Below are 22,151 nucleotides of genomic sequence, written 5' to 3' on the forward strand. Positions count from 1 at the left end.
ATCATTTTTTATAGATTTTCCTCCATTTTTCATCTATTCTAATTTGAGAAAAATTTTCTTCTACAAATGATACTGCATCATTACGCATTTTGGTAAAACGTACAGTATCTCTATATAAAACTTCTATCTTATTTATTACACCTTCCACATCTAATGTTTTAAAAACAAAACCTGATACTTCATTTTCAACTGTATATTTAACTCCTCCTGAATCAAAAACTAATGCTGGTAATCCACATGCCTGAGCTTCGAGTGTTGCTAATCCTTGTGTTTCTTTTCTATTATTCTCCACTGGAACAGATAATAGTAAATAGAGATGATGGTTCCAAAAGCCAGACCTAACTTCTTCAGGCGTCCCTGATCCTAACAAAAAAACAAAGTCTTCTAAATTATATTTTTTAATTAACATTTCTAAATTATGTCTTTCGGCACCTTCTCCAATTATAGACAATTTAACATTCAAACCTTTATCCCTAAGAGCTCTAACTACATCTATACAATAATGATGTCCTTTAACCTTATCTAATCGACCTACAGTTATTAGTTTTATTTGTTTATTATAATCTACTATTCGCTGTCTAGGACAAAAAAAGGAAGTATCTACAGCTACCGGAATAATTTCAATTTTATTATTTGGACACCCTAATTCTTCTAATTTTTGAGCTAAATACTTTGTGTTCGCTGTAATTACTATTTCGTTTTCAAATAATATATCATAATACCCATTATTTTGAATGTAACCATATAGCGGAAAAAAAGCATCATGACCGTGAAATGTTACAATTACCTCTGGTTTGAAAAAATTTATTTTCTTTAAAATATCAATTGGGTATTTATAAGTACCATATTGAACATGCATGATGTCAAAGTCATTAAATTTTTTATAAAAATGAAATTCAAATAGCCAAGTGAGACTAAATTTAGATTTTGTCTTGTAATAATTATTTATAAAAAATACATCTTTAATATTTACGATTATTAAAACTAACCATTTTAAAAATCTTATAAGTTTATTTTTTGGAATCTTGTAGTCATCAATGATTATATAATCCTTTAATTTAATATGCTTTGTTAGGTGAATATTTTTTTTAAGAAACTTTCTTGTGATTATTTTAACATCGAAACCAAGGGTTATTGCTGTTTGAATTTGAGCAATAAGAAAAGTCTCTGACACCTGAGGAAACTCCGGTATCTTGAATACTATTTTCTTTTTTTTACTACTATTATTCATACTTATTTCTAAACCATTTTATGACTTAAATTATCTTATTCCTAAAATAAAAAATACCTTGTAATAAAACATTGTAAAGTGTATTCCTGTTTATTTGGAAAACTGAAATTATTATTATCCATTGGTTATTATTTTGATTCTCTCACTTATTTTTCTTTTAAAAACATAAATAAAATCTAAAACTTCTAATTTAAAAAAAGCTTTTTTTCTCCACTTCTTATCAATACCCTGAAATCCATTGTTAAAAAATATATTATTAATAACAGTAATTTTAATAGTATTCAAAACGACATCTAATTCTTTGCCTTCAAAAACTTTACTCTTTTCATTAAGCAATGTCAATGTTTTTAACCATTCTAAGAACAACTCAAATTCTTCAACTTTTATTTCTTGTTTTTTTTGAATAAACTTGGTTAAAAACGCAGCATTAAACCTACCCTGGTCATACTTTAGTTTTTTAAATAAAAACAACTGAATTAAAACATCACCTTGAGCTTGCATATTCCTATATAAATGAGAAACTTGAGCATCATGACTTCTATAATGATACAACACCTCTTGTAAATTATAGAGTTTCCCTTCCCAAGCGATTTTTGTCCAAAAATCATAATCTTCAACATGAACTTTATCTGCATTAAAAGAAAATTTTAAAACAGCACTTGTTCTTAACATACAACACCCTAAACTCATTGGGCACTTAACTAGCATTTGAGCTACAATTGCATCGTGCTTTTCGCTATGCTTAACAACTTTATCATGACCTCCAAAGTATTTAATCCAACTACCGCATGCTATAACATCATGATTCGATTCTAAAACGTTGAACTGCTTTTCGAACCTTGTTAATTCGTTTATGTCATCTCCATCCATCCTTGCTATATATTTCCCTTTTGCAAGGCTAAACCCAAGGTTTAAACTATCAATCAAGCCTTTATTAGCTTCTTTTTTAATTATTTTAATTCTACTATCTTCAATAGCCTCTATTACTACTAAAGTATTATCTGTTGAACAATCATCAATAACTAATATTTCGAAATCTTGAACTGTTTGGTTTAAAATAGAATCCATAGCTTCTTTAACATATCTTTCGACATTATAGACAGGTAGTATTACTGAAATAAGTGGCTGTTTAGACTTCATTAAAAAAACTTGATTATATTCTTCCTATTATTAACAATACTAGACTTTTAATTTTTCTAATAGATTTATGAAATGGATCTGCATAAATTGATTTACTAAGAAAGTACAGCTTTGTTTTAAAGTGTTTATTCTTTTTTGAATTTTCAAATCTATTTAAGAAATAATTAGATTCATGTTTTTTAAAAAAAGCATTAGAATAATTATCTATTTTAGATTTATTCTTCCGTCTTCTTGTATAAGCAGCTTTTTTTGCATAATAATGCCAATATCTGGCTTTAAAAATATTTTCGTTTTCTGAAATACTATTTTCGTGAATCCGATACAAATATAGAAATTCATCTAAAAAAACATGCTTACCTTGCTCCTCAAGCTTATAGTATAAATCTTGATCTACAGCGCGTTTCATTAAAGGATCTATACCTAGAGTGTTATTATATGCATGCATTTTAAAAGTTGCAAAAGCAGTTAATGCTCCTTCTCCATATGTTAGATATGATTTCCCTTTTGGTATTGCTTTAGCATTAAGTCCTTTACTAATAATATTTAGGTTTAAATCTACAAGCTGGTAATTAGAGGTTATTATGGCAGCTTCCTTATACATTTTGTGTGCATTTAACATAACTTCTAATGCAATCGGTTTTATAGCATCATCTGGATCTAAGAAGCCTAATACTTCTCCGTTTGCATATTCACAACATTTATTTTTAGTATATCCACAACCTCTATTTTTATCGTTTTGATATAACTTAAAACGAGAATCATTACCTATTATATTTTTTATAACTTCTATCGAATTATCGCTTGAGCCATCGTCTACTATAATAACCTCCCAATTAGCATAGGTTTGTTTTATTATACTATTATAACAGTCAATAAAAAAATGACCGTTGTTATAGTTAGCGATAAGTAGAGAGAATAGCATGTTTTTTTTTTAAATAGAACAACTAAATTTATATTTCTCGGTAGCAATAATCTTAACTGCTTTAGCTCCAAAGTAAGTTTCGTGATAGATCTTTATTCCTTTTTGTTTAAAGACAGCCTGTAATGCATAAAATGTATCCTTCTCTCCTTGTCTATTATAGTCGTCTAAAATAATGACGAATTCATGATTTTTATTCATACTTTCTACTGCATAAACTATGTCATACCTTGAAAATCTTGGACTTCCGTGCGGACCATCGACAACATAGAGATCATAATCTTTTTGAAGATAATTTTCAAAATCTTTATAAACGTTTACTTCATGTCCTTCAATATTATTTTTTTTTAACGAACAGACTTTGATCCTAGATCTTTCGGATAATAAAAATTGGCTTTTAAAAGTACTTGCCCAATTTTCATCTTGCTCTATAATCATATGCGCGGATTGCTTTAATTCTGAATCTAAATAAGTTGAAATAAATTTTGAAGATTCACCTAATCCCATTTCAAATATACTTAAAGGTTTATAATCTTTTAGCACTCTGTTTAATACATAGAAAAAGGTGTAATTCCCAGCCCATCTTCCAATATTAAGAGGTAATTCTTGAATTGCACTATGACCCCTAATACTATCATGGTATACCTGAGCCCATTCTAACTCTCTAAGATAATCTACTTGAGACTTATGAAACTCCCTATTCTCTCTAACAATCCTTCTTATCTTATTAATCATAATTTATTTGATACTTCAAAATTAAATAAAGCTTTACTTTGATTTGAAGACACGAATACTCCATTTCCATAAAAATCACCTTCTTCCACTTCGAAAGAAAAAGCATTTTGAATCCAATCCGTAATCTCTTTTTTCACTGTTATATAAGTAGTTACATAGTAAACACCTTTATTGAGATTTAATTTATCCATACTAAAGACTAACTTATTCACAACTTCGTCATCTTTACCAAAATCGACCAAACTAGTACTTAACCAAGCTATTCTTTGCCCAAGGTTATCATCTATTCTTAAATCCATTTGTACATCTATAAGTTTAGCTTCAATAGGATTATTTAAGTTAAAAACCATTTTAAATGATTCGCCAATTTGAGGTTTTACTTTTATATTTTTACCATGAGTAAAGACTTCTTTTATTTGTAATTTACCATTTCCTTTTCTATCATTAAAGACTGTAACCTTTGAGTCTGTTACTGTTCCATCAAGATAAAACTCAACAGCTTCTTCCACACCTCCTTCGAATTCTGTTTTTCCATTTTTCAAAACTAAAGCTCTTGTACACAAACTCTTTACCGCAGCCATATTATGACTAACAAATAAAACCGTCCGACCTTCTCCTCTTGAGATATCCTGCATTTTACCAATAGCTTTTTTCTGAAACTCAGCATCTCCAACCGCCAAGACCTCATCAATCACCAATATTTCTGGTTCTAAAAAGGCTGCTACTGCAAATGCTAAACGTACGGTCATACCGGAACTATAACGTTTTACAGGTGTATCTATATACCGTTGACAACCCGAAAAATCGATAATCTCATCTATTTTGTCAGTAATTTCCTTTTTGGTCATTCCTAAAATAGCACCATTAAGGAAAATATTTTCTCGTCCAGTCATTTCGCCATGAAACCCTGTACCAACCTCTAATAAAGACGCTATACGTCCTCTAGTTTTAATCTCGCCAGTTGTTGGTCCTGTTACCTTAGATAATATTTTTAAAAGCGTTGACTTTCCTGCTCCATTTTTACCTATAATACCTAAAACTTCACCACGTTTAACTTCAAAATTAATATCCTTAAGCGCCCATACATATTCACTAGACCCTTTAGTGCTACGGTCATTACTTTCGCCTACTTTTAAATACGGATCTTCTTTACCTCTAATACGATTCCACCAACGGTTTAAATCATGACTTATAGTACCTGTTCCAACTAGTCCTAAACGGTATTGCTTAGAGATGTTTTCTGCTTTTAGGATAATGTCTTTATCTTTCATATTAAACCGTATCTATAAAAGTCTTTTCTGTTTTATTAAAAATAATCAAGCCTATCAAGAAAATTACCACACTGATAACACCTGCATATATAAAATTAGCCCAAGAAAATTGTCCAATTCCTAAAGTCATATACCTAAATAATTCTATAATTGTGGTCATTGGATTATACTCTACAAGCCAAGCATATTCGGGAACACGCGCTTTAAAATAAGACAATGGATACATTACTGCTGATCCGTACATTAATAATTGCACACCAAAACTTACTAAAAACGTTAAATCGCGATATTTTGTAGTTAATGATGATAGCAACATTCCAAATCCCAATCCAAATAATCCCATAAAAAGGACTAAACAAGGTAATAACACCATTGTTAATTGTGGTCTTGCTAATACCACTTGATCCGTAAAAAAGACATAGTAGATGTAAAATAGGACAAATACCAGTAATTGAATTCCGAATTTTAATAGGTTTGAAAACACAACTGATAAAGGCGTAATAACTCTAGGGAAATATACTTTACCAAAAATGCCTTGATTAGCTTTAAACGTATTACTTGTGCCGGTTAAACAAGTACTAAAATAGTTCCAAGAAGTAATACCTGCTAAATTAAACAAAAATGGAGGCACGCCATTACCTGTAGGAATTGCTGCTAAATTATTAAAGATTAGCGTAAATATTACAGAGGTAAATAAGGGTTGGATAAAAAACCATAAAGGGCCTAATATGGTTTGCTTGTAAACCGTAATAATATCACGCTTTACAAATAGAAATAACAAGTCGCGATAGCGCCAAATTTCTTTAAAATTAAGATCTATCAGTTTCCTTTTAGGAGAAATGGTATACAACCAGTCTTGAGGGTCTACTTTGGTGTCCAAATAATCTAGTGTTAATTTCTGTTAAAATACAAATAAACGATTTTTTTGGTATTTTGTCGCATAAAAGAAGCGTTTTGTGGATAAAAATAATTTTAAGACGCTCTCAGCTTAGTTCCATCATGAGGTAAATTATTAAAATTACTGTGTTTAGCATAATCTAAAGCTTCATAAACACCATTGTATTAAAAAAAACACCATGCAAATATTTCATTTTAAATCATTTAAGCCAAACTATTAGCTATTATGCTTAATTTCTGTGAAAACTAAAAAAATATAACTGCTAGCAGGTGATTTGATAAACACTGTTGCACCCGTAATTACTTTATAAAAATACCTTTAACACGTGCAAACAGCGACTTTGGCTTTTCATTATCTTCATGATATCCATTACCATAAGCGCCATAGCCATAACCGTAGCCATATCCGTAACCATACCCATACTTTCCTTTTTGATCGTAAAAATTATATAGGAAACTGATGTTTTTAACTTCGCCTTTATTATGCTTACTATTAATTAAGGTTAACATTTCCTTTTTTGTATAATCTTGTCTTACCACATATAACGAGGCGTCTGCATACTCAATCAACTCTAAAGCATCAGCCACTAACCCTACAGGTGGTGTATCCAACACAATATAATCGTACCTAGCTTTTAGCTCTGCTATAAAACGATCCATTTGTTCGCCTATTAATAACTCTGAAGGATTTGGAGGAATCGGACCTGACGTAATCACATCTAAATGGTCTACTTTGGTTTTTTGAATAATGTCATCCAACGCTTTTTGACCTATCAAATAGTTAACTGCTCCAATCTGGTTGTCAATATCAAAGTCGCCAAATATTTTAGGTTTACGTAAATCTAATCCTACCAACACGGTTTTCTTTCCGCTTAAAGCGAAAACAGATGCAATATTAATAGAACAAAAGGTTTTACCTTCTCCACTGACTGAAGAGGTTATCATAACCGTTTTAGTGCCTTCTAACTCATGCTTTTTATAAATAAACTGCAGACTAGAACGTACTGCTCTAAAGGCTTCTGCTACCGCTGATTTAGGTTTGTTGAATACTGCTAAATTATTAACAGAATCATTTTTACCAACAACACCCAATACTGGTATTCTGGCAAGCTTCTCTAAATCTTTAGGAGCATGTATTTTATTATCAAAAAAAGTAATAATAAACGCGATAAATAAAATAGGTAGTAATGCTGCTAATACTGCAAATATATACCTAATATTAAGGTTAACCGCATTACGACCTTGACCAATATCTTTAGCTGGCTCTATTAAAATAATATCCGAAATATTAGAGGCCTTGATTAAATCCGCCTCCCCACGTTTTGCTAAATACAAATTATAGGTGCTTTGACTTAACAGGTATTCGCGCTCTATAGATTCTAACTTTTGCTGATTTTCTGGTAATGTTGAAAACTTACTCTCCGTGCTATAAATCCTAGAATTAATAGATTGTAATTGGTACCCAATATTGGTTTTTACCGAAGCAATGTTTTCCAACATCACACTTTTAAGTGATGCAATTTGATTATTTAAATCTCCAAACACAGACACGTTATCACGTACCGAAGATTCTAATGTAGATTTTTGAATGGATAAACTAACAATTTTTGAGATACTAGATTGTATGTTAGGATCATCAATACCTTGTAATGCTGGTGCAGGAAAGCTAGTAAAATCTTGACTTGTGGTTACATAATTTTTAAGCAAATCATAAGACATTAGTTTTTGACTTAAAATTTCTTTCTGTCCATTATACTCTTCAATTTTACCAGATAGTAGCTCACTTTCGTTTTCAAGATTAAAAATCTTATTACTACGCTTAAAATCGTTTAACGAATCTGCTTTTCTATTAAGTTGTCCTTTAACACGTGCTAATTGCTTGTCAATAAAAGCAACCGTATTAATCGCATATTGATTTTTACGCTGTAACTGATCACGCTCCAATATAAACACAGAGGTATTTATATAGTCTACAATTTTAGCTTTGTTTTTATTGGTTAATCGTGTAACTAATAACGGAGAACCTTGCTGATTTGTAACTGCATAATTATTTACAAACGAAGATACAGCCGCATTAAAATTAGTATACTGTATAAAAAATTCTTGTCCTTTACTAACTGACGCATTTTCTTTTTTAACCACACTCCCTTTAAAGAAAGGCAAATCTATATATTGGTCAAATGCATAGGTTTTAGAAAAGGTTGGATCGCCTAATGGTATAGTCTTAAATGTTTTGTCTTGAAAATTTTGTGCGGTTACGCTTTGTGCTTCTCCAAAATCGTAAGACAACTCAAAAGACGTCTGATCTAAAAACACAATTTTAATAGGCTGTCCAATGACTTGATACGCACTGTCCAATCCAACAAATTTAAATGGGTTACTTCCGTAAATGTCCGTTTTATAAAAGCGCCCTTGTTTAAGATAAGATAAATACAGGTCTAGACTATCAACTACTTTTTCGTGGTGTTTTCTGGATTTTAAATTAAGCAATACCTCTTGCACTTTTCCTGAAATACCACCATAATTAAATACTAAACTAGTATTAGAGGTGAATAATGGATTTTTATCATCTTGAACGGTCAAAGAAGCGTCTAATGTATATGGAAACTCGCGTCTTATATTTTGTTGATAGACAACATAAAACCCTACAATTAGAGCTAAAACAAACCACTTCCAATAACTTATGGTTCTAAAAACAAATGCTTTAAAATCAAAAACCTGAACACCGTTACCTTCCAATTGTTCTTCCATAATTATAGATTACGTGCTAAAAAGTAAGTACTAACCAGCACTGAAAAAATACTTGCAATAGTGGTTAGTGTTTGTGTCGCAGTTTGTCCGGCACCTATAGATTTACGTTTTAATGGTTTAACCATAATTAAATCGTTAGGCTGGATATAATAAAACTCAGATTGCATTGCTGAAATATCTGTCAAATCAATATGATGTATTTTTTGACCATTAGGATATTGTCTAACAATTAATACATCTTTACGGTCTCCTGTATCCAATATATCTCCTGCATTAGCAATAGCCTCCAAAATATTAACACGGTCTTGGTACAATACTTTTGTTCCTTTATCTGTAATCTCTCCTAATGTGGTGTATTTTAATCCTGATAATTTTACAGTAACAAAAATCTTAGCGGTCTCTTTTAAATATTTTTGAAGAATAACGTCTTTTACTTTTACCTCTACTTCGTCCGTAGTAAATCCTAATACATTGATTTCTCCTAAAATAGGAAACTCTATATTACCATGTAAATCTACAGTAAACCCATTATAGTATAAAGACTGATCTGTGTCACCAACAGCACTAGTGGTTGGATTAAAAATTTGCACAAGCTCGTTAATTTCCTTTTTTTCGGCTTTAACGTTTACGCTTAATAAATCATTAACCTGCACACGATACGGTGTTGCTAAAGCTTGAATTTGAAGAGAGTCGTTTATAACGGTGCCTTTATCCTGAAGATAAACAACATCTTTTTGAGTAATACAAGAGGTACTTAAAAGACCAAGTACTACGACAATACACACTATAATTTGCTTCATATTGAGGCGTTTGTTTAGTCACAAATATAACCTTTCGTCGTGAAAAACAAAACTTTTACCGTGCATTTGGTATTTAAACCAAGATGTCAATCAAAATAGCTGTTTTAAGGTAATAGCTTTCACTTTTAGACCTCTAAATAACAACTTTTTACTTTTCACTTTCTACATTTCACTTATAATACCCATCTTTGTAAAAAAAACACCCATTGAATTATCTAACTGTAGAAAATATCGCTAAATCTTATGGCGAATTAACATTATTTGAAGGCCTATCTTTTAGCGTCCATAAAGACCAAAAAATTGCATTTGTCGCAAAAAATGGAACCGGAAAAACATCGATACTTAATATGCTAGCTGGTTTTGATGTACCAGATACTGGTAAGATTATTTACCGAAAAGATATCAAGGTGGCTTTTTTACCTCAAGATCCTAAGTTAGACGATACGTTAACTATTGAGGAATCTATTTTTAACGCAGACAACCCTGTGTTAGATATTATAAAAAATTACGAAAAAGCGTTATTAAATCCTGAAGATGAAGATGCCTACCAAAAAGCGTTTGAGCAAATGGATAGACATAATGCTTGGGATTTTGAAACACAATACAAGCAAATATTGTCTAAATTAAAATTAGACGATTTAACGCAAAAAATTAGCGTGCTTTCTGGTGGACAAAAAAAACGTCTCAGTTTAGCCAATGCGTTAATTAATAAGCCGGATCTATTAATTTTAGATGAGCCTACCAACCATTTAGATTTAGAAATGATCGAATGGCTAGAAGCCTTTTTTGCTAAAGAAAACATTACTTTATTTATGGTTACCCACGACCGTTTTTTCTTAGAACGTGTGTGTAACGAAATTATAGAATTAGACCACGGTCAATTATATAACTACAAAGGAAACTACACTTATTATCTTGAAAAAAAGGAAGAGCGTATTGCTAGAGAACAAGTAGAGACCGGAAAAGCAAAACAATTATTTAAGAAAGAATTGGTTTGGATGCGTCGTCAACCTAAAGCACGTACCACTAAATCTAAATCTAGAATAGACGATTTTACCGAAATAAAACATAAAGCCTCCCAACGAAGAAATGACCATGTAATTGAGCTTGAGCTTAACATGGAACGTTTAGGAAGCAAAATTGTCGAGTTAGTTAAACTATCTAAATCGTTTAAAGACAAAATTATTTTAGACAAGTTTGATTATAATTTTCAGCGTGGAGAACGTGTCGGAATCATTGGTAAAAACGGAACAGGAAAGTCTACTTTTCTAAACATGCTAACCAATACAACACAGCCAGATAGCGGTAAAATACTAACTGGAGAAACCGTTAAGTTTGGGTACTACACACAAGCTGGAATTACACCTAAACCTGATCAAAAAGTTATTGATGTTGTTAGAGATTTTGGGGATTATATCCCATTAAAAAAAGGACGTCAAATTAGTGCACAACAATTATTAGAACGCTTTTTATTTGACAGAAAAAAGCAATATGATTTTGTTGAAAAACTGAGTGGTGGAGAACGTAAACGTCTGTACTTATGTACAATTTTAATACAAAACCCTAACTTTTTAATTCTTGATGAGCCTACAAACGATCTGGATATTGTAACCTTAAACGTACTAGAATCTTTTCTGTTAGATTTCCCGGGATGTTTGATAGTGGTATCGCATGACCGTTATTTTATGGACAAGATTGTAGACCATTTATTAGTATTTAAAGGAGAAGGTAAAGTCGAAGATTTTCCAGGAAACTATTCGGATTACCGTACTTACGAAGACAGTAAAGCGCCAGAAATAGCAGGAAATTCAGACGATAAAAAAGAAAAGAAAAACTGGAAAAAAGAGAATAACAAAGTCACTTTATCTTACAACGAACAAAAGGAATACAAAAACCTAGAAAGCAAAATAAAATCGTTAGAATTTGACAAAAAGGAAATGGAACAAAAATTTCTAGATCCAGACTTAAGTCAAGATCAAATTACAGAATTCTCAAATAAAATTCAAGGTATTATTGATAGCATCGAAGAAAAAGAAATGCGATGGTTAGAATTAACCGAGAAAATGGAAGGATAAATTATCCATATACGATACAAAACAACTCTCCTCTTTAGTTAAAGAGGAGAATGAATTTTAATTTCCCAAATAAGGAAATTATAAGAAAGAGGAGTTTGAACTAACATCAGAATGAGTAAGACTTACCAAATACAATCCTACTTTAATTTTTTAAAACGCTCCACCAATCAACATGGTGTGCACTCCCCTTTTGTTTATGATTTAGTAACTAAGTGTTTTTACGACAAAAAAAAGCACTCCGCTTACAAAACCATAAAAAATTACAGAACACAATTACTACAAAACACCTCTACTATTGACGTTACCGATTTAGGATCAGGTAGCCAAGTCTTTAAAAACAACAAAAGAGTCATTTCTAAAATGGCCAAAGTCGCTGGGTCTAGTTATAAAGACGCCAAATTACTGTATCGTATCGCACATTACTTTAAGTGTCATACCATTCTAGAACTTGGTACTTCTCTAGGTATTGCAACGCAAGCACTGGCACTTGGCAATCCAAAAGCAAAGATTACTACTGTGGAAGGCTGTCTTAATGTTTCGGCTGTAGCCAAAACCCAATTTAAAACGTTCGACTTAAAACATATTACTTTAAAAACAGACGATTTTGCAGAGGTTATCAGGAATTTAAAAACTAAAACATTAGACTTTGTCTATTGCGATGGTAACCATACCAAGCAAGCAACATTGCAGTATTTTGAAATGCTATTGCCTAAAATGCACAACGATTCTGTGTTGATTTTTGATGACATTTATTGGTCAAAAGGAATGACCGATGCTTGGGAAATTATAAAAAACCATCCTCAAGTTACTGTAACCATTGACACCTACAAATTTGGCTTTGTATTTTTCAGGCAAGAACAAGCTAAGGAGCATTTTACAATTAGATTATAAAGCATTGTTTTTACCACAAAACAACGTTTAAAAAATATAGCTATATTTATCCTATATTAATCTAAACCAACCACTACATGGATAAGTACTATTCTCCTTCAGGGAAATTTGACCCAAAAGCAATTCTTTATTTTATTCTAATCTCAGTAATAGCAATGCCACTTTTAGGCTTAGCCTATTCTTACGCTATTTGGTACATTCCGATAATCTATCTTAATTTTTTAATTGCAGGAGCTGTCGGTTTTGCTATTGCTTGGCTAATATCAAAGTTTGTTATTAAACTAGGAAAAGTAAGAAACAAAGCATTGGCTGTTATTTTTGCGCTTCTAGCAAGTATTATCGCGCTCTATTCTTCTTGGGTCGTTTGGGCGGACCTAGTTATTAACATAGGAGAAAGTTATGGAACTTCTAGAATAGGTATCACTGCAAGTAATGTTGATGTCAATCAATTATACATTTTGGCCACCAACCCAGCAACTTTATTTGAATTAATAGCTAATATAAACGAATACGGTACTTGGGGCATAAAATCAACAACCGTTAGCGGAACCATTTTAACTATAATTTGGATTATAGAAGCACTATTAATTATTGGGGTAACACTACTTTTAACTAACGGATCCAGAGTACCATTTTGCGAGTTATCTAACAAATGGTTTGAATCTAAAAACCTACCACCTTTTAATGTTGTAGAAAATAGAGGCGAATTAATTAAAGCTATTGAAAGTGGCGATCCTACAGCTTTTGACACCCTTGCTTTAGTAACAAAAGCAGACCAAGACCATAGTGTATTTACGTTGTTTTCTTCAAGTAATAATGAAAATTATCTAACGGTAAACAACATGAAAGGGAAGTTTAATAAAGACGGTGAATTAGAGTTTGATGATACGTTGCTTGTTGAAAACATTTATATAAACAACGAATTAAAAAACAAACTAGTAAACGTTAAGGACATTATTAAACCCACCTTAGATTCCGAAGAAACAATAATAGAAGACAAAATAATAACCGAATAATAGTATTGACTAACATTAAATTCTAGTTAAATTTTTAAGTTTTAATCTTTTTAACTTTTAACTTGCGTCACATGAAAATATACACTAAAACAGGAGATAAAGGTACGACAGCTTTATTTGGAGGCACACGTGTACCAAAACACCATATTAGAATTGATAGCTACGGAACGGTAGACGAACTAAACTCGTACATCGGTTTGATGAGAGATCAAGACATCAATCAAATCTATAAAGACATCTTAATAATTATTCAAGATAAATTATTTACGGTTGGTGCGGTATTGGCAACAGACCCTGAAAAAGCGATTCTTAAAAATGGAAAAGAGCGTTTAAACATCAATAAAATATCTGATGATGACATTGCTTTACTAGAACGTGAAATGGACGCTATGAACCTTGAATTACCACCTATGACACACTTTGTGTTACCTGGCGGTCATCAAACTGTGTCATTCTGTCACATAACCAGAACGGTGTGCAGACGTGCAGAACGCTTAGCATCAGCGCTTAACGATTTAGAACCCTTTGAGGCTAATACTTTAAAATACTTAAACCGTCTTTCTGACTATCTTTTTGTCTTGGCACGAAAGTTGTCTCATGACTTACAAGCAGACGAAGTAAAGTGGATTCCGGAAAAAACGTAATCAATTTTATAAAGAACTGTGATTAGTAACACTGCAAAATACTTTAGTATCAATTAGTTTGGTTTTAAAGACGTTCTTTTATTTAATGAAAAAATAATTCACTTTTTTCTTGACTATTTAAACAAAAAATTTACTTTTGCAAAAATTAAATCCTATTAAGAAATGTATTGGACATTAGAACTAGCATCTTATTTAAGTGATGCACCTTGGCCAGCAACTAAAGATGAGCTTATTGATTACGCTATAAGAACAGGCGCACCTTTAGAAGTTGTAGAAAATTTACAATCAATAGAAGACGAAGGTGATTCGTACGACTCTATAGAAGAAATTTGGCCAGATTATCCAACTGACGAAGATTACCTCTGGAATGAGGACGAGTATTAATAACACACAAATAGTATCAAAAAAGTCTCAATTAGAGACTTTTTTTGTGCTTTAAAATTTAGCCAAACGCGGCTAAAAACGTATATTTAACCACTTTTATTGACAGTCTATTTAACTCAGACTTAAAATAAAACCAAGTCGACTGCGCTCGCTGTGACAGTCGTTAACAATAAATAAACTAAAAATGTCATGCTCAGCGCTAACCATGCACTGATTTAAGACATAAAACAGAATATAACTATGAGTTTTTTAAATTCCGTACTAAAAGTATTTGTCGGCGACAAGTCTAAACAAGACGTCAAAGCCATTACACCTATAGTAAATAAAATTAAAACCTTTGAAAAGGCTATGATAGCCTTATCTCACGATCAATTAAGAGCTAAAACAGACGAGTTTAAAGCTATTATTGCGGAAGCACGCCAACCGTTTAATTCTAAAATTGAAACACTTCAAGCAGAAGCTAATGCAACTGAGGATATTGACAAGCGAGAAGACATCTATCAAGCTATTGATAAAATTAAAGATGAATCTTACACGGCTACAGAAGAGACTTTAAACAAAATATTACCTGAAGCGTTTGCAGTAGTTAAAGAAACAGCTAGACGTTTTAAGGACAACACAAACATAACAGTAACTGCTAATGAGTTTGACAGAACTATTTCTGGAGAAAAAGATTTTGTAACCTTAGAAGGTGACAAAGCACATTGGGCTAACTCTTGGGATGCTGCTGGTAAAGCCATTACTTGGGACATGGTACACTATGATGTACAACTTATTGGTGGGGTTGCTATGCACCAAGGTAAAATTGCAGAGATGCATACGGGAGAAGGTAAAACATTAGTGGCAACACTTCCTGTTTATTTAAATGCTTTAGCTGGTAAAGGTGTGCATTTAGTAACGGTAAACGACTACTTAGCAAAACGTGATAGTGCTTGGATGGCTCCAATATTTAACTTTCATGGTTTAAGTATTGACTGTATTGATTACCATCAACCAAATAGTGACGCCCGTCGTAAAGCATATAACTCAGACATTACTTATGGTACCAACAACGAGTTTGGTTTTGACTACCTGCGTGATAACATGGCACATGCTACTGGAGATTTAGTACAACGCCCACACCACTACGCTATTGTAGATGAGGTGGATTCTGTATTAATTGATGATGCACGTACACCTTTAATTATTTCTGGTCCAATACCAAAAGGTGATGAGCATGAGTTTACAGAGCTTAAACCTAAAGTAGATGATATTGTAAATACACAACGTAAATATCTAACTCAGGTTTTAGTTGAAGCAAAAAAATTAATTGGAGAAGGCGATACTAAAGAAGGTGGATTTAAATTATTACAAGTTTACAGAGGTATTCCTAAAAACAAAGCATTAATTAAGTTTTTAAGTGAAGACGGTGTAAAACAACTTCTTCAAAAAACAGAAAACTATTACATACAAGACAACAATCGCGAGATGCCTAAGGTTGATGCTGATTTGTACTATGTAATTGAAGAGAAAAACAATCAAATTGAATTAACGGATAAAGGTGTCGATTATATTTCTGGAAAAGACAACCCTGACTTTTTTGTGATGCCAGAAATTGGTATTGAAATTGCAAAAATTGAAGCTAAAGGTTTATCTACTGAAGACGAAGCTGAAGCTAAAGAAGATTTATTCCGTGATTTTGGAATCAAATCAGAACGTATTCATACACTTAACCAATTGCTTAAAGCCTATGCTTTATTTGAAAAAGACACACAATATGTGGTCATGGAAAATAAAGTAATGATTGTTGACGAGCAAACAGGTCGTATTATGGATGGGCGTCGTTATAGCGATGGATTACACCAAGCTATTGAAGCCAAAGAAAATGTAAAAATTGAAGATGCAACGCAAACTTTTGCAACGGTAACGCTTCAAAATTACTTCAGAATGTACAAAAAACTGTCAGGTATGACAGGTACAGCGGTAACGGAAGCTGGAGAATTCTGGGAAATCTATAAATTAGATGTTGTCGAAATTCCGACTAACAGACCAATTGCTAGAGATGACAGACAGGATTTAGTTTACAAAACTAAACGTGAAAAATATAATGCAGTTGTAGACGAGGTTACAAAACTATCACAACAAGGACGTCCAGTATTAATTGGTACAACGTCTGTAGATATCTCTGAATTACTAGGTAAGATTTTAGCACAACGTAAAGTACCACACAACGTATTAAACGCCAAGCAACATAAAAAAGAAGCAGAAATAGTTGATCAAGCTGGTAAACCAGGTCAGGTAACTATTGCTACAAACATGGCTGGTCGTGGTACGGATATTAAATTATCTGAAGCAGTTAAAGCAGCAGGTGGTTTAGCAATTATTGGTACAGAACGTCACGATTCACGTCGTGTAGACCGTCAGTTACGTGGTCGTGCTGGTCGTCAAGGAGATCCAGGAAGCTCACAATTTTACGTGTCTCTTGAAGATAACTTGATGCGTTTATTTGGATCAGAGCGTATTGCTAAGATGATGGACCGTATGGGATTAGAAGAAGGTGAAGTGATTCAGCATTCTATGATTTCTAAATCTATTGAGCGTGCACAGAAAAAAGTTGAAGAAAATCAATTTGGAGTACGTAAGCGTTTATTAGAATATGATGATGTGATGAACTCGCAACGTGAAGTTGTATACAAGCGTCGTTATAACGCCTTATTTGGAGAGCGTCTACGTGTAGATTTAGCAAATATGATTTATGATACCTCTGAAGGTATTGCAGAGTCTAATAAAGCTGCTAGTGACTTTAAGAATTTTGAATTTGAATTGATTAGATATTTCTCAATGTCTTCTCCAATTACAGAAGCAGAATTTAATAAAATGTCTCCTTTAGATATTGCACAAAACATTTACAAAGCTGGTTTTAAACACTACAAAGAGAAAATGGGAAGAAATGCTGACATTGCATTTCCTATTATTGAAAATGTTTACGAAAACCAACGTGACAGATACAAACGTATCGTTGTTCCTTTTACAGATGGTGTAAAAAACATACAAGTTGTAACAGACTTAGAAAAAGCTTACGAAACAAAAGGAAAACAATTAGTTACAGATTTTGAAAAAAATATCTCTTTGGCTATTATTGATGATGCTTGGAAAACACATTTACGTAAAATGGACGAGCTTAAACAATCTGTGCAGTTAGCTGTACACGAGCAAAAAGATCCTTTATTAATTTACAAATTTGAAGCTTTCGAATTATTTAAGGAAATGATTGATCAGGTTAACAAAGAAGTAATTTCTTTCTTATTTAAAGGAGAATTACCAACTGAAACAACCAATGCCATAAGCGAAGCTAAAGAAGTACGTAAAAAGGAAAACTTACAAACACAAAAAGAAGAAATCCAAAACTTAGACGAACGTTCTGCACAAAACAGAACCGCCTCTAATACGCAACCTCAGCAGCAAGTGGTAGAAACAATTGTTAGAGACCAGCCTAAAATTGGTCGTAATGACAAAGTAACAATCAAACATATTATTACTGGAGAAAACAAAACAGTTAAGTACAAACAAGCAGAACCTTTAATTACTAAAGGGGAATGGGTAATAGTTAACGATTAAGTTAATTACTAACATCAGTACTACTTTAAATACAAAATCCCGATACTAATTTAGTATCGGGATTTTTTTTTGAATGCCCTCTCCTACTTATTTCTATTAGGAGATTAAATATAATTTTGTAAATTGAATAACTAACCAACTCCTGTTTGAGTAACAATACTTACCACCATGCTTAAAAATATTTTAGCCACCATTGTAGGATTTGTAGTTGCATCTGCAACAGTATACTTAATCGAAACATTATTAGGACACACCTTTTATCCATTACCCGATACTATAGACCCAAATAATATGGAGTCCCTAAAAGCAAACTTACATTTAGTGCCTAATGGCGCCAAAGTATTTGTTGTAATTGCTCATTTTTCAGGTATATTATTAGGGATGTTAGTTGCTGGAATAATTTCTAAAACAAGCATGATACCGGCTTATATCGTTGGTGGACTTATGGTTATTGCTACTGCTACCACTATTATAATGCTACCTAAAGCGTTATGGTTTTCAGTAAGCGATGGACTACTAGCAATCGCTGCTTTTTTCTTTGGAAAATCGTTAGCAGCCAGACATGTCTTTGGTGCGTTGGTGTAACTTTTACTAAGAAAATTTACTATTTAACGTTGCTACAATAGCAGCCATATTTTCATTTTTAGCCTTTTTTTCTAAAAATATAGCAGGCACCTCTCTAACCTTACAATCTGTGATTGTACAACGCTCGCAAGTAACACCAACATTCTGGGTTGCAATGTTACCATCCTCTAAAAAATTAAGCTTACGCTGTAACTGTTTATTAATTAACAAACCTACACTTATACTTCGATAGTGGTTATCTCTAAACGGATCTTTTGTAGCAGATGATAAGACTAAATACTTCACGCCATCATCCTGATAATTAGAAATTTGAACATCAAATTCGTGAGTATTATTACCTAAACTTATGTCTTTTAACTTTTGTAAAGACACCCAACGTCTGCAATAATGTTCATTAGTTTCATTGGCATGAGGCGATTGTTGATGTGACAAATGCAACTCTTTAGTAAGATAAAATTTATTACTATTCGCTTTATGCGTAAATCTTAAAAAGAAAAGGTTTTGAATATTAAATGCTTTAGGTAATATATTAGTTAAGCGTTGATAAAAAGATTCAGGAGAGCCATTAAAACTATTAATAGCCTCTAAAAACAAATTAGCATCAAAGGTGTCTTTTTCAAAAACAGCACTTAATTTGGCTTTAATTTTAGCGCTAGGTATAATTAATGCACCTGCAAAATAAGAGGCATAAAAATTATTTAAAACTTGATCAAACGTATCAAACTTGATCCAAGGAAAAGTATACAAGCGCTCTTTTATATCCAAAAAATTATAAGCCAACTCTTTTGCAAAAATAAAGTTACGTTGTGCTTCGTCAATTTCATTAGACAGCAACAACGTCTTAGTTTTAGGCACAAACAAGGATCGTAATTTACCCAAAGCGTCATAGTTGCTTAACTCATTATCTAGAATAGTATAACCAAATTCTTCTACAAGTATTTCTTTTAAATCTTGAGACCTAACCGTCTGATCTAAATCTACTTGATAGGCTTTTGCAAACTTTAAAACACTTTGCTCTAAATCTTCAAAGTAATTATTATTAGCCTCTTGAAAAGATCTTACAGAAGCTAAAAAAAAACTTTCGCGACTAAAATTATAATTCTTTGCAATTTTAATAATAGTACTAATAAACGCGTTGACTTTTGCTGGTGCATTTGCCACAATGTCTATCAAGTTGCTTTCTTTAATACCAAAAAGTTCTAAAGGTATTTCTTTTAAAATTTTAGATTGTAACAAATCACCAATTGGCGCTAAGTTTTTATCTAGCTTTAAAGACACCATTTGATCATATGGTACATCCAGTTTTTCTGAAAGAATAGCAATTTTATCAGGTTTTGGATATTTTTTTCCATTTTCTATTTCGTTTAAATACGACTTAGATAATCCTGAAAGTTTAGACAGCCCAAACAATGATAATTTTTTATCAGTCCTTATCTGCTTTAGCTTTAAGCCAAATATCAATTTAATATAATCTTCTTGCATAATAGCAAATATACTCTTTTTTGCGAATATTCAATTTCAGCGAAAAATGATTTTTAGCGAACGTTCGCTTGTTTTATTAAAATCTTTGTTATACTATTGTCATATAAAATCATAACATCATGGAAAACACACTTTTAAAATCTCCTAAGATTACATTCTCTAAAGACGTTACAAATTACTATCCTGAAATTTTAACTGATGAAGCACTTACTTTTCTAAATGCACTTCATGAAAATTTTAATTCTGAACGCTTAGAATTATTAAAAAAACGTATCGAGCAACAACAAATTTTTGATAGTGGTCAATTCCCAAAATTCCCAAAAGAAACAAAAGCTATTAGAACATCAGATTGGACTGCTGGCACTATCCCTCATGATTTACAAGACCGTCGTGTCGAAATCACAGGACCTGTGGACAGGAAAATGATTATTAATGCTCTAAACTCAGGTGCCAAAACATTTATGGCCGATTTAGAAGACAGTAACGCACCGACATGGGATAATGCTATATCTGGACAGCAAAACTTAATAGACGCTAACAACAAAACCATTTCTTTAAAGGATACAAAACGAAATAAATCATACAAACTAAATCCTGAAACAGCTGTTTTAATGGTAAGACCAAGGGGCTTGCATTTAAACGAAAGACATATTACTATTAATCACGAAGAAGCCTCTGGAAGCTTAGTGGATTTTGGATTATACGTGTTTCATAACACAAAGACGCTATTAGATAACAATACAGCGCCTTACTTTTATCTACCAAAATTAGAACACTATTTAGAAGCACGTTGGTGGGATGCAGTTTTTACATTTGCTGAAGCGTATTTAAAAGTACCACACGGTACGTTTAAAGCAACTGTCTTAGTAGAAACGATTACTGCTAGTTTTCAGTTAGACGAGATAATATTTGAACTTAAAGACCATATCGTTGGGCTAAACTGTGGTCGATGGGATTATATTTTCTCTTATATCAAAAAGTTTAGAAACCATCCCAATTTTGTGGTACCTAATCGTGATCAAGTCACTATGACCTCCCCATTTATGGATGCGTATTCTAAATTAGTGATACAACGTTGTCACAAAAGAGGCATTTTGGCTATTGGTGGAATGGCTGCACAAATCCCAATAAAAAATGATGAATATGCTAATATTATTGCCTTAGAAAAAGTAAGAGTAGATAAAGAACGTGAAGTTAAAAACGGACATGATGGGACGTGGGTAGCACATCCTGCATTAGTTGCTGTTGCTGTGCGTGAATTTAATAAGTACATGCCAAATCCAAATCAATTAGAAGTCACCAGAAATGACATTACAATAACCGAACAAGATTTAGTAGAAATACCCAAAGGAACGATTACCGAAGCCGGCATACGCAAAAATATAAACGTTGGTATTTTATATACTGAAGCTTGGCTACGAGGTTATGGCGCTGTTGCGCTTTACAATTTAATGGAAGATGCAGCTACTGCTGAAATTTCACGAACACAAGTTTGGCAATGGTTAAAAAACGAAGTCACTCTTGAAGATGGACGTTCATTTAATGTAGACTTATATCAAGAATTATTTAATGATGAAGTAGAAAAAATTGTTACCGAGTACGGTGAAGACACAATAAAAAACACAAAATTCAAATTAGCAATCTCTCTGTTTGACCAATTAGTAACCGCTAATACTTTTGAAGAATTTTTAACACTTCCTGCTTACAAATACCTATAAAAAAAAACAATCCTG

The 22,151-nt window shown here is 32.3% G+C and carries 17 protein-coding genes; 8 read left to right on the plus strand and 9 right to left on the minus strand.

What is annotated here, in order from left to right; all coding sequences use genetic code 11:
• Position 1: 1 nt before the first annotated feature.
• The 8 genes from CXF54_RS06880 to CXF54_RS06915 form a co-directional block, all read right to left on the minus strand.
• Positions 2–1,231 (minus strand): glycosyltransferase family 4 protein, encoded by a 1,230-nt coding sequence (locus tag CXF54_RS06880; RefSeq protein ID WP_101202972.1) that lies wholly within the window; start codon positions 1,229–1,231, stop codon positions 2–4.
• A 114-nt stretch (positions 1,232–1,345) separates the two neighbouring features.
• Positions 1,346–2,371: a glycosyltransferase family 2 protein gene (locus tag CXF54_RS06885; protein WP_101202973.1), complete on the minus strand. Its 1,026-nt coding sequence runs from the start codon at positions 2,369–2,371 to the stop codon at positions 1,346–1,348.
• 13 nt (positions 2,372–2,384) lie between these two features.
• On the minus strand, positions 2,385–3,293 hold the full coding sequence (locus tag CXF54_RS06890) for a glycosyltransferase family 2 protein (RefSeq protein ID WP_101202974.1): 909 nt from the start codon (positions 3,291–3,293) through the stop codon (positions 2,385–2,387).
• 9 nt (positions 3,294–3,302) lie between these two features.
• On the minus strand, positions 3,303–4,025 hold the full coding sequence (locus tag CXF54_RS06895) for a hypothetical protein (protein ID WP_101202975.1): 723 nt from the start codon (positions 4,023–4,025) through the stop codon (positions 3,303–3,305).
• The gene (locus tag CXF54_RS06900; RefSeq protein ID WP_101202976.1) at positions 4,022–5,296 is read right to left on the minus strand and encodes an ABC transporter ATP-binding protein; all 1,275 of its coding nucleotides are present in this window, start codon (positions 5,294–5,296) and stop codon (positions 4,022–4,024) included. Before CXF54_RS06900 ends, CXF54_RS06895 begins: the two co-directional genes overlap by 4 nt.
• A gap of 1 nt (position 5,297) precedes the next feature.
• On the minus strand, positions 5,298–6,176 hold the full coding sequence (locus CXF54_RS06905; protein WP_101202977.1) for an ABC transporter permease: 879 nt from the start codon (positions 6,174–6,176) through the stop codon (positions 5,298–5,300).
• A 317-nt stretch (positions 6,177–6,493) separates the two neighbouring features.
• On the minus strand, positions 6,494–8,944 hold the full coding sequence (locus CXF54_RS06910) for an exopolysaccharide transport family protein (protein WP_101202978.1): 2,451 nt from the start codon (positions 8,942–8,944) through the stop codon (positions 6,494–6,496).
• Positions 8,945–8,946: 2 nt separating this feature from the next.
• Complete coding sequence (locus CXF54_RS06915; protein ID WP_101202979.1) at positions 8,947–9,744, minus strand: polysaccharide biosynthesis/export family protein; 798 nt, start codon at positions 9,742–9,744, stop codon at positions 8,947–8,949.
• A 206-nt stretch (positions 9,745–9,950) separates the two neighbouring features.
• Between CXF54_RS06915 and CXF54_RS06920 the strand changes: the two genes are divergently transcribed.
• The 7 genes from CXF54_RS06920 to CXF54_RS06950 all read left to right on the plus strand — a co-directional run bounded on the left by CXF54_RS06920 (position 9,951) and on the right by CXF54_RS06950 (position 18,936).
• On the plus strand, positions 9,951–11,819 hold the full coding sequence (locus CXF54_RS06920) for an ABC-F family ATP-binding cassette domain-containing protein (protein WP_101202980.1): 1,869 nt from the start codon (positions 9,951–9,953) through the stop codon (positions 11,817–11,819).
• A 111-nt stretch (positions 11,820–11,930) separates the two neighbouring features.
• On the plus strand, positions 11,931–12,710 hold the full coding sequence (locus CXF54_RS06925) for an O-methyltransferase (protein WP_101202981.1): 780 nt from the start codon (positions 11,931–11,933) through the stop codon (positions 12,708–12,710).
• A gap of 77 nt (positions 12,711–12,787) precedes the next feature.
• Positions 12,788–13,726, plus strand: coding sequence for a hypothetical protein (locus CXF54_RS06930; RefSeq protein ID WP_101202982.1), 939 nt, complete (start codon positions 12,788–12,790; stop codon positions 13,724–13,726).
• 71 nt (positions 13,727–13,797) lie between these two features.
• On the plus strand, positions 13,798–14,370 hold the full coding sequence (locus CXF54_RS06935) for a cob(I)yrinic acid a,c-diamide adenosyltransferase (protein ID WP_090839263.1): 573 nt from the start codon (positions 13,798–13,800) through the stop codon (positions 14,368–14,370).
• A 162-nt stretch (positions 14,371–14,532) separates the two neighbouring features.
• The gene (locus tag CXF54_RS06940) at positions 14,533–14,754 is read left to right on the plus strand and encodes a DUF2795 domain-containing protein (RefSeq protein WP_006989959.1); all 222 of its coding nucleotides are present in this window, start codon (positions 14,533–14,535) and stop codon (positions 14,752–14,754) included.
• A gap of 240 nt (positions 14,755–14,994) precedes the next feature.
• Positions 14,995–18,351: a preprotein translocase subunit SecA gene (secA, locus tag CXF54_RS06945; protein WP_101202983.1), complete on the plus strand. Its 3,357-nt coding sequence runs from the start codon at positions 14,995–14,997 to the stop codon at positions 18,349–18,351.
• A 168-nt stretch (positions 18,352–18,519) separates the two neighbouring features.
• The gene (locus CXF54_RS06950) at positions 18,520–18,936 is read left to right on the plus strand and encodes a hypothetical protein (protein WP_101202984.1); all 417 of its coding nucleotides are present in this window, start codon (positions 18,520–18,522) and stop codon (positions 18,934–18,936) included.
• Between the two features lie 6 nt (positions 18,937–18,942).
• Here the strand turns inward: CXF54_RS06950 and CXF54_RS06955 are convergent, their stop codons facing one another.
• Positions 18,943–20,418: a helix-turn-helix domain-containing protein gene (locus tag CXF54_RS06955; RefSeq protein WP_101202985.1), complete on the minus strand. Its 1,476-nt coding sequence runs from the start codon at positions 20,416–20,418 to the stop codon at positions 18,943–18,945.
• 119 nt (positions 20,419–20,537) lie between these two features.
• Between CXF54_RS06955 and aceB the strand changes: the two genes are divergently transcribed.
• Entirely contained in the window at positions 20,538–22,136 is a 1,599-nt protein-coding gene (gene aceB, locus CXF54_RS06960; RefSeq protein ID WP_101202986.1) for a malate synthase A, read from the plus strand.
• Positions 22,137–22,151 lie beyond the last annotated feature (15 nt).

Source organism: Olleya sp. 1-3, from assembly GCF_002836085.1.
GTDB lineage: Bacteria > Bacteroidota > Bacteroidia > Flavobacteriales > Flavobacteriaceae > Olleya > Olleya namhaensis.